Source organism: Chimaeribacter californicus (assembly GCF_002858675.1).
GTDB classification, from domain to species: Bacteria; Pseudomonadota; Gammaproteobacteria; order Enterobacterales; family Enterobacteriaceae; genus Chimaeribacter; species Chimaeribacter californicus.
Window position 1 is genome coordinate 55,540 of record NZ_PJZF01000010.1, and the last position, 16,251, is coordinate 71,790.

Annotated in this window: 15 protein-coding genes; 11 read left to right on the forward strand and 4 right to left on the reverse strand. The window is 60.1% G+C overall.

Features of this window, described 5'->3' with window-relative positions:
- Positions 1–4 precede the first annotated feature (4 nt).
- The 9 genes from CYR55_RS12830 (at position 5) to CYR55_RS12870 (ending at position 10,101) form a co-directional block, all read left to right on the forward strand.
- Positions 5–1,297 carry an ABC transporter substrate-binding protein gene (locus CYR55_RS12830; RefSeq protein ID WP_101816515.1) on the forward strand — a complete coding sequence of 431 codons (1,293 nt, stop codon included), beginning with the start codon at positions 5–7 and terminating at the stop codon, positions 1,295–1,297.
- A gap of 116 nt (positions 1,298–1,413) precedes the next feature.
- Positions 1,414–2,232, forward strand: a complete 819-nt coding sequence (locus CYR55_RS12835; RefSeq protein ID WP_241522152.1) for a carbohydrate ABC transporter permease — start codon at positions 1,414–1,416, stop codon at positions 2,230–2,232.
- Positions 2,219–3,064: a carbohydrate ABC transporter permease gene (locus CYR55_RS12840; protein ID WP_101816517.1), complete on the forward strand. Its 846-nt coding sequence runs from the start codon at positions 2,219–2,221 to the stop codon at positions 3,062–3,064. The genes CYR55_RS12835 and CYR55_RS12840 overlap by 14 nt, the downstream gene beginning before the upstream one ends.
- A 39-nt stretch (positions 3,065–3,103) precedes the next feature.
- Positions 3,104–4,156, forward strand: a complete 1,053-nt coding sequence (locus CYR55_RS12845; protein ID WP_101816518.1) for a zinc-dependent alcohol dehydrogenase — start codon at positions 3,104–3,106, stop codon at positions 4,154–4,156.
- Positions 4,157–4,185: 29 nt separating this feature from the next.
- Positions 4,186–4,977 carry a sugar phosphate isomerase/epimerase family protein gene (locus CYR55_RS12850; protein WP_101816519.1) on the forward strand — a complete coding sequence of 264 codons (792 nt, stop codon included), beginning with the start codon at positions 4,186–4,188 and terminating at the stop codon, positions 4,975–4,977.
- Positions 4,978–4,991: 14 nt separating this feature from the next.
- Complete coding sequence (locus CYR55_RS12855; RefSeq protein WP_101816520.1) at positions 4,992–6,050, forward strand: Gfo/Idh/MocA family protein; 1,059 nt, start codon at positions 4,992–4,994, stop codon at positions 6,048–6,050.
- Positions 6,047–8,296 (forward strand): glycosyl hydrolase family 65 domain-containing protein, encoded by a 2,250-nt coding sequence (locus CYR55_RS12860; protein WP_241522147.1) that lies wholly within the window; start codon positions 6,047–6,049, stop codon positions 8,294–8,296. The genes CYR55_RS12855 and CYR55_RS12860 overlap by 4 nt, the downstream gene beginning before the upstream one ends.
- 9 nt (positions 8,297–8,305) lie before the next feature.
- On the forward strand, positions 8,306–9,007 hold the full coding sequence (pgmB, locus tag CYR55_RS12865) for a beta-phosphoglucomutase (protein ID WP_101816521.1): 702 nt from the start codon (positions 8,306–8,308) through the stop codon (positions 9,005–9,007).
- A 2-nt stretch (positions 9,008–9,009) separates the two neighbouring features.
- Positions 9,010–10,101 (forward strand): ABC transporter ATP-binding protein, encoded by a 1,092-nt coding sequence (locus tag CYR55_RS12870; protein ID WP_101816522.1) that lies wholly within the window; start codon positions 9,010–9,012, stop codon positions 10,099–10,101.
- Positions 10,102–10,153: 52 nt separating this feature from the next.
- On the opposite strand, the gene CYR55_RS12875 is transcribed toward CYR55_RS12870, so the two are convergent.
- From CYR55_RS12875 to bioH, 3 genes are all read right to left on the reverse strand, one after another.
- Entirely contained in the window at positions 10,154–11,176 is a 1,023-nt protein-coding gene (locus CYR55_RS12875; RefSeq protein ID WP_101816523.1) for a LacI family DNA-binding transcriptional regulator, read from the reverse strand.
- Positions 11,177–11,341: 165 nt separating this feature from the next.
- Positions 11,342–11,602, reverse strand: coding sequence for a YdgH/BhsA/McbA-like domain containing protein (locus CYR55_RS12880; protein ID WP_101816598.1), 261 nt, complete (start codon positions 11,600–11,602; stop codon positions 11,342–11,344).
- Between the two features lie 335 nt (positions 11,603–11,937).
- Positions 11,938–12,708 carry a pimeloyl-ACP methyl ester esterase BioH gene (gene bioH / locus CYR55_RS12885; RefSeq protein WP_101816524.1) on the reverse strand — a complete coding sequence of 257 codons (771 nt, stop codon included), beginning with the start codon at positions 12,706–12,708 and terminating at the stop codon, positions 11,938–11,940.
- 47 nt (positions 12,709–12,755) lie between these two features.
- On the opposite strand from bioH, the gene gntX reads away from it, so the two are divergent.
- Together gntX and nfuA are read left to right on the forward strand one after the other, a co-directional pair.
- Positions 12,756–13,436 (forward strand): DNA utilization protein GntX, encoded by a 681-nt coding sequence (gene gntX / locus CYR55_RS12890; protein WP_101816599.1) that lies wholly within the window; start codon positions 12,756–12,758, stop codon positions 13,434–13,436.
- Between the two features lie 59 nt (positions 13,437–13,495).
- A complete protein-coding gene (gene nfuA, locus CYR55_RS12895) occupies positions 13,496–14,071 on the forward strand; it encodes a Fe-S biogenesis protein NfuA (protein ID WP_101816525.1) in 576 nt (191 codons plus the stop codon).
- 89 nt (positions 14,072–14,160) lie between these two features.
- Here the strand turns inward: nfuA and malQ are convergent, their stop codons facing one another.
- Positions 14,161–16,242: a 4-alpha-glucanotransferase gene (gene malQ / locus CYR55_RS12900; protein ID WP_101816526.1), complete on the reverse strand. Its 2,082-nt coding sequence runs from the start codon at positions 16,240–16,242 to the stop codon at positions 14,161–14,163.
- Positions 16,243–16,251 lie beyond the last annotated feature (9 nt).

Sequence of the window (16,251 nt, forward strand, 5' to 3'; positions counted from 1 at the left end):
CATTATGAATAAGAAAAATACGCTTCTTATTTCAGCCCTGCTCAGTGCCCTGGCATTAACCGGCTGTGATGATAAAAAAACGGAATCTGTGACAATCGAATTTATGCACTCCTCAGTAGAGCAGGAGCGGCAGGCGGTGATTAACGATCTGATCCAGAAATTTGAACAGCAAAATCCGGGTATGCACGTTAAACCGGTGCCGGTGGAAGAAGACGCCTACAACACCAAAGTGATTACCCTGGCGCGCAGCGGCGCCCTGCCGGCGGTGATCGAAACCAGCCACGACTACGCCAAAGTCATGGATAAAGAGCAGCTGATCGACCGTGAAGCGGTAAATGACGTGATTAGCGGCATCGGGGCCGACAACTTCTACGACGGCGTATTGCGCATCGTGAAAACCGAAGACGGTTCAAGCGCTACCGGGGTGCCGATCAGCGGCTGGATCCAGGGCATCTGGTACCGTAAACAGCAACTGGCGGACGCCGGGTTCAGTGAACCGCAAAACTGGCAGCAACTGCTCAGCATCACCACTGCTTTTACCCACCCTGAGCAGAAAAAGTACGGCATCGGCCTGCCGACGGCGGAAAGCGTGATGACGGAGCAATCCTTCTCGCAATTCGCGCTCTCTAACGGGGCCAACGTGTTTGACGCCAACGGCGCGATTACCATCGATACCCCGGAAATGCAGCAGGCGCTCGGTTTCTACCAGCAGCTGGCCAAAACCACCCTCCCCGGCTCTAACGACATCATGGAGATCAAAGACGCCTTTATGAACGGCACCGTGCCGATGGCCGTCTACTCCACCTATATCCTGCCGGCGATTTACAGCGAAGGGTTTGCCCAGGACATCGGCTTTGCCGTGCCGGCGGAAAAATCACAGGCCGTTTACGGCACCATCACTTCCCTCACGATTACGGCCGGCCAGACTGACGCGCAGCGCGACGCCGCCAAAAAATTCATCACTTTTATGGAGCAGTCTGACAACGCCACCCGCTGGGTGCTGATGTCGCCGGGCGCTGCCCTGCCGCTCACCAAACTGGTGACCAGCAACAGCGACTGGCAGAACAACCCGGTGGTGAAAGCGTTCGGCGCACTCTCCATGGAGCTGGTACAGCAGTTCGCCAACGTGCAGGTATTCGGCTCGGTGGGTGAGAAAAACTTCACCAGCATGGGTGACATCACCGGTTCCGCGGCACTGAGTGAAATGGTGAACGCCGTCACGGTCGGCAATAAAGACGTGCCTGCCACGCTGGCGCAAACCCAGGGCCGGGTGACCAACCTTGTCCAGAAACGCTGAGTGAGGATTTGATGAAGCGTGCTTGTCAACCTTCCCCGCTGCCGGCGAAACGCCTGAGCCTGGGAAAACGATTAAAAACAGATACGGCGTTTGCCTGGTACCTGCTGGCACCGAGCATGGTTCTGCTCGCGCTGCTGGTGGTCTACCCGATGGTCGCCAACCTGCAGCTGAGTTTCCTGCAGTTGCCGCTTAACCCGCGCCTCTCCGACCGGTTTGTCGGGCTGGATAACTACCTGAGCATCCTCAGCGATCCGGAGTTTTACCACTCGCTCTGGGTCACCTTCTGGTACACCGCGCTGGTGGTGATCGGCAGCACCGGCGTGGGGCTGGGGGTCGCGCTGTTCTTCAACCGGGAATTCCGCTTCCGTAAAACGGCGCGCTCGCTGGTGATCCTCTCCTACGTGACGCCGTCCATCTCGCTGGTGTTCGCCTGGAAATATATGTTTAACAGCGGCTACGGCATCGTTAACTGGGTCGGCGGTGACCTGCTGCACCTGTTCGACCGCGCGCCGCTCTGGTTCGACAACCCCGGCAGCAGCTTTGCGCTGGTGGTGCTGTTTGCCGTCTGGCGCTACTTCCCATACGCCTTTATCTCCTTCCTGGCGATTTTGCAGACCATCGACAAATCGCTGTATGAGGCGGCGGAAATGGACGGCGCCAACCTGTGGCAGAAATTCCGCATGATCACCCTGCCGGCCATCATGCCGGTGCTGGCTACGGTGATCATCCTGCGGGCGATCTGGATGTTCTACATGTTTGCCGACGTCTACCTGCTGACCAACAAAGTCAACATCCTGGGTGTTTACCTCTACAAAACCGCCTTTGCGCTCAACGACCTGGGTAAAGCGGCGGCGCTGTCCGTGGTGCTGTTCGGCATTATTTTCATTGTGATCCTCCTCGCGAGAAAACGGGTGAATCCTCATGGCAACAACTAAACGTTCCCTGCTGCGCCGGGGCGGGTTCTATCTGGCGTTGATCGCATTTCTCGCGGTGGTGCTGTTCCCCTTCTTCATCATGCTGATGACCTCGTTCAAAAGCAGTAAAGAGGCGATCTCCCTGCACCCGACCCTGTGGCCTGAAAACTGGACGTGGCAGCACTACGCGGACATCTTCAACCCGACGATCTTCCCGTTCATGTCTTACTTCAAGAACAGCCTGAGCGTGTCACTGGTAGCCTCCGGCATTGCGGTGCTGCTCGGCATCCTGGGCGCGTATGCCCTGTCGCGGCTGCGCTTCAAGGGAAGGCTGACCATCAACACCAGTTTCTACACGGTGTATATGTTCTCCGGCATTCTGCTGGTGGTGCCGCTGTTCAAGATCATCTCGTCGATGGGGCTGTATGACACCCTGACCGCGCTGGTGATCACCATGGTGGTGCAGACCCTGCCGACCGCCATTTTTATGCTGAAAAGCTACTTCGACACCATTCCTAAAGATATCGAAGAGGCGGCGATGATGGACGGCCTCAACCGGCTGCAAATCATCTTCTACATCACCGTGCCGCTGGCGATCTCCGGCATCATTTCCGTGTTCGTCTACTGCTTCATGGTGGCATGGAATGACTACCTGTTCGCCTCGATTTTCCTCTCCGACGCGAAGCACTTCACCCTGCCGGTGGGCCTCAACGCCCTGTTCAGCACGCCTGACTACATCTGGGGCCGCATGATGGCCGCCTCACTGGTGACGGCGCTGCCGGTGGTGGCGATGTACGCCCTGTCGGAAAAATTCATCAAAGGCAATCTCACTGATGGCGGCGTCAAAGGCTGACGCCGCCCTTACCCGTCGTGAACTTATAAAGGAGTAAGCATGAAAAAGTTAGTCGCCGTTGCACCGCGCGTTGCCGCACTGGTGGAGTATGAAGATCGCCCGTTGCAGGCACATGAAGTGCGCATCCGTGTGCAGTTCGGCGCACCGAAACACGGTACCGAAGTGGTGGATTTCCGTGGCGTCAGCCCGTTTATCGATGAGGCGTTCTCCAGCGAATGGAACCTGTTTGTGCCGCGTGCGGAAGGCGAAGCGCGCGGCATTGAGTTCGGCAACTTTACCCTGGGCAACATGGTGGTCGGCACCGTCGAGGAGAAAGGCGAACAGGTCACGCAATACCAGCTGGGTGACCGCGTCTGCACCTACGGGCCGCTGCAGGAGACGGTGATCGTCAACGGCGTGGACAACTACAAACTGCGCCACATGCCGGAAGGTGCAGCATGGCAAAACGCCGTCTGTTATGACCCGGCCCAGTTCGCCATGAGCGGCGTGCGCGACGGCAACGTGCGCGTAGGCGACGTGGTGGTGGTGATTGGCCTGGGCGCGATCGGCCAGATCGCGGTGCAGCTGGCGAAAGGTGCCGGTGCGGCGCTGGTGATCGGCGTGGATCCGCTGGCCCACCGCGGCGAGATCGCCTGTAAACATGGCGCGGATGTGGCCCTCGATCCGACCACCTGCGATCTGGGTCTGGAGATCAAACGCCTGACCGACAAACGCGGCGCAGACGTGATCATCGAAACCAGCGGCAATGCACAGGCATTGCAGGCTTCCCTGCGCGGCCTGGCTTACGGCGGCACCATCTCCTATGTGGCCTTCGCCAAACCCTTCCCGGAAGGCTTCAACCTGGGCCGTGAAGCGCACTTCAACAATGCACGCATCGTGTTCTCCCGCGCGTGCAGCGAACCGAATCCGGACTACCCGCGCTGGAACCGCAAACGCATCGAAGACAGCTGCTGGCAGCTGCTGATGAACGGCTACCTCGACTGCCGTGACCTGATCGACCCGGTGGTGACATTTAGCGACAGCGCCGAAAGCTACATGCGCTTTGTCGATCAACACCCGGAACTGAGCATCAAAATGGGCGTTACCTTCTGATTACGTGTGACTTTACAGGAAATATTTAGATGAAAATCGGTACCCAAAATCAGGCTTTCTTCCCGGAAGCCATTCTGGATAAATTCCGTTACATCAAAGAGATGGGTTTTGACGGGTTTGAAATCGACGGCCGCCTGCTGGTGAATAATCTGGCCGAGGTGAAGGCCGCGATCGCAGAGACCGGCCTGCCGGTGATCAGCGCCTGTGGCGGTTATGACGGCTGGATCGGGGATTTCATTGAAGAACGCCGCCTGAACGGCCTGCAACAGATTGCCGCCATCCTGCGGGCGCTGGCTGACGTCGGCGCGAAAGGCATCGTGGTGCCGGCTGCCTGGGGCATGTTCACCTATCGCCTGCCGCCGATGACTTCGCCGCGCAGCGTGGCCGGTGACCGCCTGGCCGTCAGCAGCTCGCTGACATTCCTCGACGGCATCGCCGCTGAAACCGGCACGACAGTCTTTCTGGAGCCGCTGAACCGCTATCAGGATCATATGATCAACCTGCTGGCCGACGCCCGCCGCTATATCGAAGAGAACCAGCTTCGCCACACGCAGATCATCGGTGACTTCTACCACATGAGCATCGAGGAAGATGACATCAGCGCCGCGCTGCATCAGCACCGCGATCTGCTGGGCCATGTCCACATCGCCGATAACCACCGTTATCAGCCGGGCAGCGGTTCGCTGGACTTCGCACGCCACTTCAACCAGCTCAAACAAGATGGTTATGACGGTTACGCCGTCTACGAATGCCGCGTGCGGGCAGCCGATCCGGCCAAAGCCTATCAGGATTCCCTCGACTATCTGCGCGCCTTGCGCTAATCGGCAGGAAAAACATGGAGTTTACTGCTCACGCATCGCGGCCCTTACGGGTCGCGATTATTGGTGCGGGCCAGGTGGCGGAGAAAGTTCACGCCGCCTATTACGCCACCCGCCGGGACGTCACGCTGGTTGCCGTGGTGGACAAAGAGGCTGAACGCGCTGACGCCTTTGCCGCCCGCAATAACATCGCCCGTGCTTACACCGACGCAGACGAGATGTACCGCCTTGAACAGCCGGATCTGGTCAGCATCTGCTCGCCTAACCGCTTCCACTCGGCCCAGGTACTTCAGGCGTTGCAGCATGGTTGCCACGTCATGTGCGAAAAGCCCCCGGCCATGACGCCGCCCGAGGCGCTGGCGATGGCTGAAGCCGCCGAACGTGCCGGGAAAGTGCTGGCCTATGATTTCCACCACCGCTTCGCTGAAGATTGCCGGATCCTGCGGGAAAAAGTGGCCGCCGGGGCGCTGGGCGAGGTTTACGTCACCCAGGCCCGCGCCCTGCGCCGCTGCGGCGTGCCGGGCTGGGGCGTGTTTATCGATAAAGAACAACAGGGCGGCGGGCCGCTGATCGACATCGGCATTCATATGCTGGATGCCGCGATGTATGTGCTGGGCTTCCCCCAGGTCACACGCGTCAGTGCCCATCAGTTCTGCAAGATTGGCAACCGCAAAAACCGCGGGCTGTTCGGCGAATGGCAGCCGGAAAAGTACACGGTGGAAGATTCGCTCTTTGCCACGCTGGAACTGGCGGGCGGCGGCATTTTACGGCTGGAGACCTCTTTTGCGCTGAATATCCCGGAAGAATCAGTGATGAATGTGCAGTTCTGCGGGGCCGACGCGGGGGCCACCCTCTTCCCGGCGCACATTTATACCGACGACGGCGGCAAGCTGCTGACGCTTTACCAGCGCCAGGAAGCGGACAGCCAGCGCCACCACAACAGCATGAAAGCCTTTGTTGACCGCGTGATGGGGCAAGAGAGCGACGTAGCCGATGGCCGCCAGGGTTACCGCATCCAGCAACTGGTGGCGGCGATGTATCAGGCCGCTGAACAGGGTGAGAGCGTGACGTTATGATGACTTCCCCTTCTGCCCCGTTCTCCGTGCTGTGTGAGCCGGGTTTCAACCCCCACCAGTTGAACAAATACGCCACCCTGATGACCTGCGGCAACGGTTATCTCGGCATCCGCGGCGGCCACGAAGAGGCCTATACCGACCAGGTGCGCGGCATGTTTGTGGCGGGTTTTTACCATCGCGCCACGCCGGATGAGGTCACTGAACTGGTGAACCTGCCGGACATCACCGGCTGTAAAATTGAATTCGGAAATACCCCCTTTTCGCTGCTGGCCGGGAAACTGCTCTCTTACCGGCGTGAATTCCACCCGGAGCTGGGTGAACTCTGCCGTGAACTGATCTGGCAATCGCCGGAAGGCGGCCTGTTCAGCCTGAAAAGCGCGCGGTTTGTGGCGCGTGCGCCGCAACAACTGGTGGCCGCGACCCTGACGCTGACCGCGCTGGATCAGGAGACGCCCCTGCGCCTCACCACCGGCATTGACGCCACGCAGACCAACAGCGGCCGCCAGCACCTGACGGAAGCGAGCGTGCGAGTGATGCACCAGCACACGCTGCAAGGCTGCTACCGCACGCCGGAAGGTGACATGGCGCTGATGATCAGCAGCCATTGTCGCCTCTCCAGCGATGATGCGCGCATCAGCTACGCTGCGAAAAACCGCCAGCTGAATCAGCAGTTCAGCACCACCCTGCGGGTGGGCGTGCCGCTGACGCTGGAAAAAATCAGCTGGGTTGACGTCTGCCTGCCGGGCGATGCGGAACCGGAAAACTGGGACGAGCACTGCCTGGCGCAACTCGCCCCACAGGTTGAACAGGGTTACGCGGCGCTGCGTGCAGCCAGCCTGCAACAGTGGCAACGCTGGTGGCCGCAGGCGCGGGTGGAGGTCGGGTCAAGCGATCCGTTTGACCAGCTGGCGCTGGACATGTCTGCCTACCACTTGGCGGCGATGACCCCGGCGCATGATGAGCGGTGCAGCGTGGCGGCCAAAGGGCTGACCGGCGAAGGCTATAAAGGCCACGTATTCTGGGATACCGACATCTTTATCCTGCCCTATCACCTGCTGACCCGGCCGGAGACCGCGCGGGCGCTGTTGCGCTACCGCTACCACCGCCTACCGCAGGCGCAGCAGAAAGCGGCGCGGTGCGGGTATGAGGGCGCGCTGTTCCCGTGGGAGAGCGCCTTCACCGGTGACGAGGAGACCCCGGCCTTTGGGCTGATCAACATCCGCACCGGGCTGCGCCAGCCGGTGGCGTCAGCGCTGGCCGAGCACCATCTGGTGGCGGACATCGCCTATGCCGCCGTGGGCTACCTGCAGGCCACCGGTGATGCCCAGTTCCAGGCCACTGAGACACAGGCGCTACTGAAAGCGTGCGCGCTGTTCTGGCTGAGCCGCACCACGGAGGTCAATGGCCGGCTGGAACTGCATGATGTGATTGGCCCGGACGAGTACACCGAGCACATCAACAACAACGCCTACACCAACTATCTGGCGCACTACTGCGTGGCGCAGGCGCTGCATTACCTGCCGGACACGCCGGAGCATGAGGACGTCCACACCCGCGGCCGGGATTTCCTGGCCCGTTGCGTGTTGCCGCAGCCGGATAACGAGCGGGTAATCCCGCAGGATGACAGCTTCTTCAGCAAACCCACCATTGACCTGACGCGCTATCAGGCGAAGGCCGGCACACAGTCGATTCTGCTCGACTATTCGCGGGCGGAAGTCAACGAGATGCAGATCCTCAAGCAGGCTGACCTGATCATGCTGTTCTTCCTGCTGCCGTCGTTGTTCAGCCGCGAAGTGCAACGTGCCAACCTGGATTACTACCTGCCGCGCACCATCCATGATTCGTCGCTGAGCAAGGCGATCTACGCGATTGTGGCCTGCCGCAACGGCATGGCCGACCTCGCCTGGCCGCTGTACCGCGAGGCGATGGCGATCGACCTGGGGCCGGAGCCGCACAGCTGTGATGACGGCATCCACGCCGCCGCCACCGGGGCCATCTGGCTCGGGGCGATCATGGGCTTTGCCGGGCTGGAGTATCAGGAGGGGCAACTGGTGCTCTCGCCGCGCCTGCCGCCGCACTGGAAAACGCTGCGCTTCCCGCTCTGCTGGCGGGGTGAACAGCTCCAGGTGAGCATCAGCCACCAGCAATTGCAGATTGAAAAAGCGAATGATGCCCCGCTGAGCATCTGCGTCCACGGCACGCTGCACTCTTTCACCCGCCGGCTGGTGCTGGCACTTGAGCACTAAGGAAGCATGATGGCAATGAAGCCTTTACCCCAGGCGGTGGTGTTTGATCTGGATGGGGTGATCACTGACACCGCCGAGTTTCACTTTCTCGCCTGGCAACAGCTGGCGGAAAAACTGGGTATCTGCATTGATCGCGCTTTTAACGAGCAGTTAAAAGGCGTTAACCGTGCCGATTCCCTGACGCGTATTTTGCAGCATGGCGGCCAGGCCGATGCCTACACCCCGGCGCAGCGGCAACAGTTTATGACGGAGAAGAACGAGCTCTACCGGCAGCTGCTGGCGAACCTCAGCCCGGCGGACATTCTGACCGGCATTCTGCCGCTGCTGGCTGACCTGCGGGCAGCCGGGTGCCGCATCGGGCTGGCCTCGGTGTCGGAAAATGCCCCGCAGGTGCTGGCATCACTGGGGTTATGTAACTGGTTCGATTTCTGCGCGGATGCCCGCGCATTAACCCATTCCAAACCGCATCCCGAAATTTTCCTGACGGCATGCCGGGGGCTGGGGGTCGCGCCCGCGCAGGCGATCGGCATTGAAGATGCGCAGGCCGGGATCGCGGCCATCAACGCCAGCGGCATGTACTCGGTAGGGATTGGCGCAACGCTGGCCGGGGCGGATTACCGGCTGAATCACACCGGGGAGCTGGCCTGGCCAGATCTGCTGGCCCATTGGCAGGCGAAACAGGCCTGCCCCACACCCATCACCAGGAGCTGAGCATGGCCCAGATTTCTTTACAGCACATTCAGAAGATTTATCCCAACAATGTCCACGTGGTAAAAGATTTTTGCCTGGAGATTGAAGACAAAGAGTTCATCGTGTTCGTCGGCCCCTCGGGTTGCGGTAAATCCACTACCCTGCGGATGATCGCCGGGCTGGAGGATATCAGCGACGGTGACCTGCTGATTGACGGCCAGCGCATGAATGACGTGGCCGCCAAAAACCGCGGTATTGCGATGGTGTTCCAGAACTACGCGCTTTACCCGCACATGTCGGTGTATGACAACATGGCGTTCGCGCTGAAGCTGATGAACGTGGATAAAGCGGAGATTGAACGGCGCGTGGCCTATGCGGCGCAGATCCTCGGGCTGAAAGATCTGCTGCAACGCCGCCCGAGCGCGCTCTCCGGCGGCCAGCGCCAGCGGGTCGCGTTGGGCCGCGCCATTGTGCGGGACGCCAAAGTGTTCCTGATGGATGAACCGCTCTCCAACCTCGACGCCAAACTGCGTGTCCAGATGCGGGCAGAAATCAGCAAACTGCACCAGAAACTCGACACCACGATGATCTACGTGACCCACGACCAGACCGAAGCCATGACCATGGCGACGCGGATCGTGGTGATGAAAGACGGCATTGTGCAGCAGGTCGGCAGCCCGAAAACCATCTACAACCGGCCATGCAATATGTTTGTAGCCGGGTTTATCGGTTCCCCGGCGATGAACTTCATCCGTGGGGCGCTGGATGGCGGGCATTTTGCGACGGAAAGCCTGCATATCCCGATCCCGGCGGCAGCGCTGGAGAAACTCAACGCGGCCGGGTACCAACGCCAGCCACTGATTCTGGGGATCCGCCCGGAATCTATCCAGCTGGCGCAACCGGGCCAGCAGCAGATTGAGGCCAGTGTGTCGGTGGCTGAGCTGACCGGGGCAGAATTTATGCTGTATTGCCAGATTGGCGGGCATGAACTGGTAGTGCGCACCGATGCGCAGTGTGACATTCACGCCGGGGAGAAACTGGGCCTGCGGCTGGACATGGCCCACGCCCACTTCTTTGACAGCGAAACCGAACAGGTGATCCCAATGCTTTCGTAAGCACCGGGAAACCACACAGGGAGGGTCTGCGCACCCTCCCTTTTTTATGGCGTCAGGCCGGGGCCGCCGTTGACCGGGCGTAACGGATTTCGGTCTCCACCAGCGTATGCATCTGCGCCGGTTCGCGCCCGGTGATGCGGGCAAACAGCAGGTCGCCGCCCTGCCAGCCCAGTTGGGCGGTCGGTACATCGATGCCGCTTAACGGCGGCGTTAGCAGCGGGGAAATGCTGGTATTACTGAAGCCCATGATCGAGAGTTGGCCGGGAATGCTGCACCCCTGCTCCTGCGCTGCCCGGTAGAGGCTGAGGATTTTCAGCGCATCGGTCGCCAGCACAGCGGTCGGCCACCGGGGCAGTGCCAGTAACCGGCATGCCGCCTGATAACCCTCCTCCACGCTGTTGCCGCCATCCACAATCCACGCCGGGTCTACCGGCAATCCCGCTTCCGCCATCGCCTGCCGGTAACCGGCCAGCCGGTCAATCGACACATGAAAATCCAGCGAGGCGTGCAAACAGGCAATCGCCCGGTGCCCCTGCGCAATCAGTGCCTGAGTCATGCGGTAACTGTCATGCACGTTGTCGGTATCGACCGAAAAGATGTGCCGGTACTGCCCCTCAACCCGGCCAATCACCACCACCGGAATGGTGTAACTGTCGAGCTGGACAAAAAAGGCCTCATCCGCCGGTGAACTGAGCATGATGATGCCTTTCACCATCTTCTCTTTGATCTTCACCAGGCATTTTTGCAGGTCATCTTCGCTGTTACGGGAGGTCTGTAAAATCACGTCGAATCCCTCCTCTTCTGCCCGGGAGGCGATGGCGTGCACAATGTCTGCGAAGAAGGGGTTACCCAGCGTGCTGCGGGTCGGGCGGGTGGAAATCACCATAATGGCGTCAAAGCCTGAGGAAGTCAGCGCACGTGCCAGTTTGCTGGGCTGGTAGTTCAGCGTGTCGATCGCCTGCATTACCCGGTCACGGGCTTCAGGGGAGATATTGGGCTGATTGTTCAGCACCCGGGACACGGTCGATTTGGAGACCCCGGCCATCCGTGCGATGTCATAAATCGTAGCTGCCACTAATGCGCATCTCCGCGTCAATGTGAGGAAAATTCCGAGGGAATTATACCGCAATAACGCGGGATATAACCCGGCGGCGCACGTGGCAGAGGCGGAAAAGAGGCGGGAACGTCGTACAAAAAGAAAAGGCGCCTGTTGGCGCCCCAAGGTCGTTTCAGGCAGAGATTATTTATACACTTCTGCAATCGCGCTGACTTTGCCGTGTTCACGGCCGGCAATCACCACAAAGTATTTGCCGCCTTTCTCATCCGCCAGTTTGGACAACTCTTGTTTGGCATCCATGGGCGACGTGGTTTCAGCGGTGGTGGTGACTGTGCCCACTTTTTCATATTTGGTGGCTTCTTCTTTGGAGATCTCTTGCGCCGCCAGTGCGCCAAATGACATCACGCCGGCCAGCAGCGCTGCCGTCATTGTTGAAGCCTTCATTGCAGAAATAAATTTCATGACCTTACCTCTCGTAGAATGATTAGTGTTTAAGAAAGCAGTCAAGATAAGCAAATAACGAACACCACGAAGACAGCATCATCCTTGTGCGAATGAACTCCGGCGTTGTTCTGCCCAGAAGCGTAACAGTCGCGTGAGCATGGCTGCTGTTGATGGGGCCATCAGCCATGTTCACGTTGTCTGTCAGCGAGTTACCTTCTTAAGTATTAAACAGTTTGCCGATTTAGCCACTCAGCCCACTAAATAATTTCATTTCATCACCCTAAATTCAGCGCATAAACAACTGGTTAGCAAAGATTGCCGGTATTACCGCCCTGTTATTTTTCAGTAAGGAAATCAATCAGTAACTGCGAGAAGGTCTCCGGGTGGGAGACAAAAGGCGCATGGGCGGCTTTGTCGATGATCACAGACGTGGACTGAGGCCATGCCGCATCCAGCACCGGCACAATTTTACGCGGCACCAGGCCGTCGAGCTGCCCATAAATGCGCAGAAAAGGCAGCGTCAACGCGCGCAACGGTTCACGCAGATCGGCCTGCCGCAATATCTCCAGCCCGCCGTTCAACACCTCTACCCCCGGCATTGGCTGCTCAAGCACTACCGCCTTCAGTAACCGGACATCGCGCTTTGCGCTCTCGGTGCCCAGGGTTTGCAGCGCCAGAAAACGCTCCACCGTGCGCTGGAAATCTTCACTGAGCTGGCGCTGGAACCCCTGCAACACCTCAGGGCGGATACCCGGCCACGCCTCCTGCGCCGCGAAGCAGGGCGAAGAGGCCACGGTGATCAGTGACGCCACCTGCGCCGGGGCATCCAGCGCAATCTGGCTGGCCACCAGCCCGCCCAACGACCAGCCAAGCCAGTGGGCGCGCGGCGGGGCACTTTCCCGTACCCGGTCGGCCATCTCTGCCAGCGTCATGGCACCAAAACCGGTGCTGCGCCCATAGCCGGGCAGGTCGGCCAGATGCAGCCGGAAATGCGGCGCAAGTCGCACGGCAGCCTGTTGCCAGACATCGGCGTTCAACCCCCATCCGTGAAGCAGCACAAGATCGCGATCGCCTTCGCCCATTGTCTGCCAGTAAAGCTCCGTCATAGGTTATTGTCCTGTCTCTGTATCTCTGCAAGGAAGCCAAGATGAGTATGCTAACAATCGGCGGCCTGTGTTGGCTATGCCGGATGCCGTTACACCTCAGCCGCCACGGTATTTGCAGCTACTGCCTGCGGCAACTGGCCCTGCCCCCGGCGTGCCCGCGCTGCGGCCTGCCCTCGGCCTCGCGCGATGTGCCCTGTGGGCGTTGCCTGCGGCGGCCACCGCCCTGGCAGGCGCTGGTTGCCGTCACCGATTTTCGCCCGCCGCTCAGCCACCTGGTGCATCAGCTTAAGTTCAGCCAGACGCCGGAACTGGCCCCGGTGCTGGCGCGCCTGCTGCTGTTACGCTGGCTGGATGCCCACCGGCACGGGCGGGTGGTGCGGCCGCATCATCTGATCAGCGTGCCGCTGCACCGGCACCGGCAGTGGCGGCGCGGCTATAACCAGAGTGATCTGCTGGCGGTGCCGCTGGCACGCTGGCTGGGCTGCGGCTACCGGAAAGATACGCTGCAACGCCTGCGTGCCACCCCGGCACAGCGCACGCTCACCGCGGCCCGGCGGCGGCGTAACCTGCGTGGGGCCTTTGACTGCCGGCAGAATCTGGCCGGCTGCCATGTGGCGCTGCTGGATGATGTGGTCACCACCGGGAGTACGGTGGCGGAGATTTGCGCGTTGCTCAATCGTGCGGGTGTGGCGTCGATTCAAATCTGGTGCCTGTGCCGCACCTTGTAGTGATGCCGTCATTGGGCGTATTATAACCTACTAGAGAAGTCAACTATTGAGTGAATGCTATGATCCGTATTACCGACGCAGCCCAAGCACACTTTGCCAAATTGCTGGCGAGCCAGGAAGAAGGCACTCAGATTCGCGTATTCGTGATTAACCCCGGTACGCCTACCGCTGAGTGCGGCGTCTCCTATTGCCCGCCGGACGCGGTAGAAGCCACCGACAAAGAATTGAAATTTGATCAGATCTCCGCCTACGTGGATGAGCTGAGCGCGCCTTATCTGGAAGATGCCGAAATTGACTTTGTGACTGACCAGCTCGGCTCCCAGCTGACGCTGAAAGCCCCGAACGCCAAAATGCGTAAAGTCTCGGATGACGCGCCGCTGATGGAGCGTGTTGAGTATGAGCTGCAATCCAAAATCAACCCGCAGCTGGCCGGCCACGGCGGCCGTGTGACGCTGATGGAAATTACCGACGACGGCTACGCGATCCTGCAATTCGGCGGCGGTTGCAACGGCTGCTCGATGATTGATGTCACCCTGAAAGACGGCATCGAAAAAGAGTTGCTGGCGAACTTCCCGGAGCTGAAAGGCGTGCGGGATCTGACCGAACACCAGCGCGGTGAGCACTCTTATTATTAAGACGTGACCGCTACCGGTGCGTCAGGTTGCGTACCGTGAAAAAGGGCACCCCTTGGGGTGCCCTTTTTATTTCCAGCGCGGCAGCAGGCTCAGACCGAGACTTTTCGGCGGCGCTTATCCAGATCCTTCAGCAGCCGGTTGACCTGTGGATCAGCAAACATCGCCTCCAGCGTCTGCGACAGCTTACGCCGCCAGTTAGGGTACTGATCCGTAGTGCCGGGCACGTTTACCGGCATTTTCATATTCAGCCAGTCCTCGGGCTGTAACCCCAGCAATGCGCTGGCGCTGTCAGCGATATAGCGTTGCAGGCCGCGGTTCAGCGTCGGGGTCATCGCCATCATGGATGCCTTATGCCCCAGTTTTTTCGGCACACAACCATACTGGTGCAGGCTGTTGAGCAGCCCCTGGCGCGATTTATCCCGGTCGGCCTGCAACCCGGCGAATACCTCTTTATCCGGGTACAGCCCCAACTTCTGGCCGAGCGTCAAATCCCCGCTCTCCCAGAAACCGCGCAGGGTCGGCAGGTCGTGGGTGGTGACGGTCGCCATCGCCTGTACCGGGTAAGATTGCGGTGCGCGGTAGATGTTGTCGCGATCGCGCTCGAAATAGAGCACTTTGTACGAGTACACGCCGCTATCCCGCAGGCGGGCGACAATCTCCACCGGCACGGTGCCCAGATCCTCACCAATCACCATACAGCGGTAGCGCTGGCTCTCCAGCGCCAGAATCGCCAGCAGATCATCCACCGGATACTGGACATACGCCCCCTGATCGGCGGTTTCACCATAGGGTATCCACCACAGCCGCAGCAGCGCCATCACGTGGTCAATGCGCAGCGCGCCGCAGTCGGTCATGTTGGCACGCAGCAGATCGATAAACGGCTGATAACCGCGCGTCTGCATCACGTTCGGATCCATCGGCGGCAGGCCCCAGTTCTGGCCGAGCGGGCCGAGAATATCCGGCGGCGCACCGACCGACGCCCGCAGGCAGTATAATTCGCGGTCACACCAGGTTTCTGCACCGCCCTCAGACACCCCGACGGCCAGATCACGGTAGAGGCCGATCGGCATACCCAGCGCCTCACTGTGGGCGTAGCAGTCGGCGAACTGGCTGTGCGCCAGCCATTGCAGCCACTGGTAAAACTCAACGTCGTCACGGTTGGAGTGATAAAACGCTTCTGTCGCCTCGGTGCCGTCACGGTATTTTTCCGGCCAGGCGGGCCAGCCCCAGCACTCTTTATTCTCTTTGATCAGCTGTTCATGCAGCGCATCAAAGGCGGCCTGCTGGCGCAGGCTGCTGCCCCCCTGCTCAACGAATTGCAGGTAGGCACGTTTGCGCGCATGGGTAGCGGGCAACACCTCAAAATCAGGGAACGCCAGCCGCAGCGCCTCCCGTTTCAGGGTGGTCACCGCGCTGTAGTCCACCCATTCCGCCGCCCGCGCTTTTTCCAGCGTGGCCTGCGTTTCAGGCTGTTTCCACCAGCGCTGGGCCGCCTTACTGTGGCGGAACTCATCCACCGCGTTGACGTCAATGTAGAGAATATTCAACCAGCGGCGTGACGAAGGGCTGTAAGGGCTGGCGCTCTCCGGCATGGCCGGGTAAAGCGCGTGAATCGGGTTCAGGCCGATAAACGCCCCGCCTCGTTTCGCCGTCTCTTCCAGCATCATCCGCAGGTCGCCGAAATCACCAATGCCCCAGTTCTGCTCCGAGCGCAGGCTGTAAAGCTGCACGCAGGCTCCCCAGAGTTTTTTGCCGGTCAGCAGCGCTTCCGGCTCATAACAGCGTTTCGGCGCGACAATGATGCGGCAGCCCCAGCGCTGCCCTTTCTGCTCCAGCGTCAGCTGGTGGTAACCGGCCGGCAGCCGCCCCGGCAGGGTAAGCCGTTTGCTTCCCCCGGCGCGCCCCTCCGTCCGCGTGCCGTTCTCTTGCTCCAGCACCCAATTGAATTCGCCCTTACCGGCCAGCGACAGGGAAATCGGCCGGCCCTGGGTGAACACTTTCACCGGCGGCAGCGGCCCGGCGGTGGGGGGCGTCTCTTCATCGCGGCCCATCGCGGTCAGCAGCTTCATTTTGGTCTGCGCCGGGATCGCCTGTTGTTTGCCGTGCGCATTGATAAAGCCGGCAGAAATGCCTGCCAGCGTCGCCGCCTGATCAATCTGTTTCTCGTCCATGCGGTCTCC

Bases quoted from the DNA above. Each gene is read 5' to 3' on its own strand.
- CYR55_RS12860 (WP_241522147.1), top strand. From the start codon at position 6,047: ATGATGACTTCCCCTTCTGCCCCGTTCTCCGTGCTGTGTGAGCCGGGT.
- CYR55_RS12880 (WP_101816598.1), bottom strand. From the start codon at position 11,602: ATGAAGGCTTCAACAATGACGGCAGCGCTGCTGGCCGGCGTGATGTCA.
- CYR55_RS12840 (WP_101816517.1), top strand. From the start codon at position 2,219: ATGGCAACAACTAAACGTTCCCTGCTGCGCCGGGGCGGGTTCTATCTG.
- nfuA (WP_101816525.1), top strand. From the start codon at position 13,496: ATGATCCGTATTACCGACGCAGCCCAAGCACACTTTGCCAAATTGCTG.
- CYR55_RS12850 (WP_101816519.1), top strand. From the start codon at position 4,186: ATGAAAATCGGTACCCAAAATCAGGCTTTCTTCCCGGAAGCCATTCTG.
- bioH (WP_101816524.1), bottom strand. From the start codon at position 12,708: ATGACGGAGCTTTACTGGCAGACAATGGGCGAAGGCGATCGCGATCTT.
- CYR55_RS12830 (WP_101816515.1), top strand. From the start codon at position 5: ATGAATAAGAAAAATACGCTTCTTATTTCAGCCCTGCTCAGTGCCCTG.
- CYR55_RS12870 (WP_101816522.1), top strand. From the start codon at position 9,010: ATGGCCCAGATTTCTTTACAGCACATTCAGAAGATTTATCCCAACAAT.
- CYR55_RS12835 (WP_241522152.1), top strand. From the start codon at position 1,414: ATGGTTCTGCTCGCGCTGCTGGTGGTCTACCCGATGGTCGCCAACCTG.
- malQ (WP_101816526.1), bottom strand. From the start codon at position 16,242: ATGGACGAGAAACAGATTGATCAGGCGGCGACGCTGGCAGGCATTTCT.
- gntX (WP_101816599.1), top strand. From the start codon at position 12,756: ATGCTAACAATCGGCGGCCTGTGTTGGCTATGCCGGATGCCGTTACAC.
- CYR55_RS12845 (WP_101816518.1), top strand. From the start codon at position 3,104: ATGAAAAAGTTAGTCGCCGTTGCACCGCGCGTTGCCGCACTGGTGGAG.
- pgmB (WP_101816521.1), top strand. From the start codon at position 8,306: ATGGCAATGAAGCCTTTACCCCAGGCGGTGGTGTTTGATCTGGATGGG.
- CYR55_RS12855 (WP_101816520.1), top strand. From the start codon at position 4,992: ATGGAGTTTACTGCTCACGCATCGCGGCCCTTACGGGTCGCGATTATT.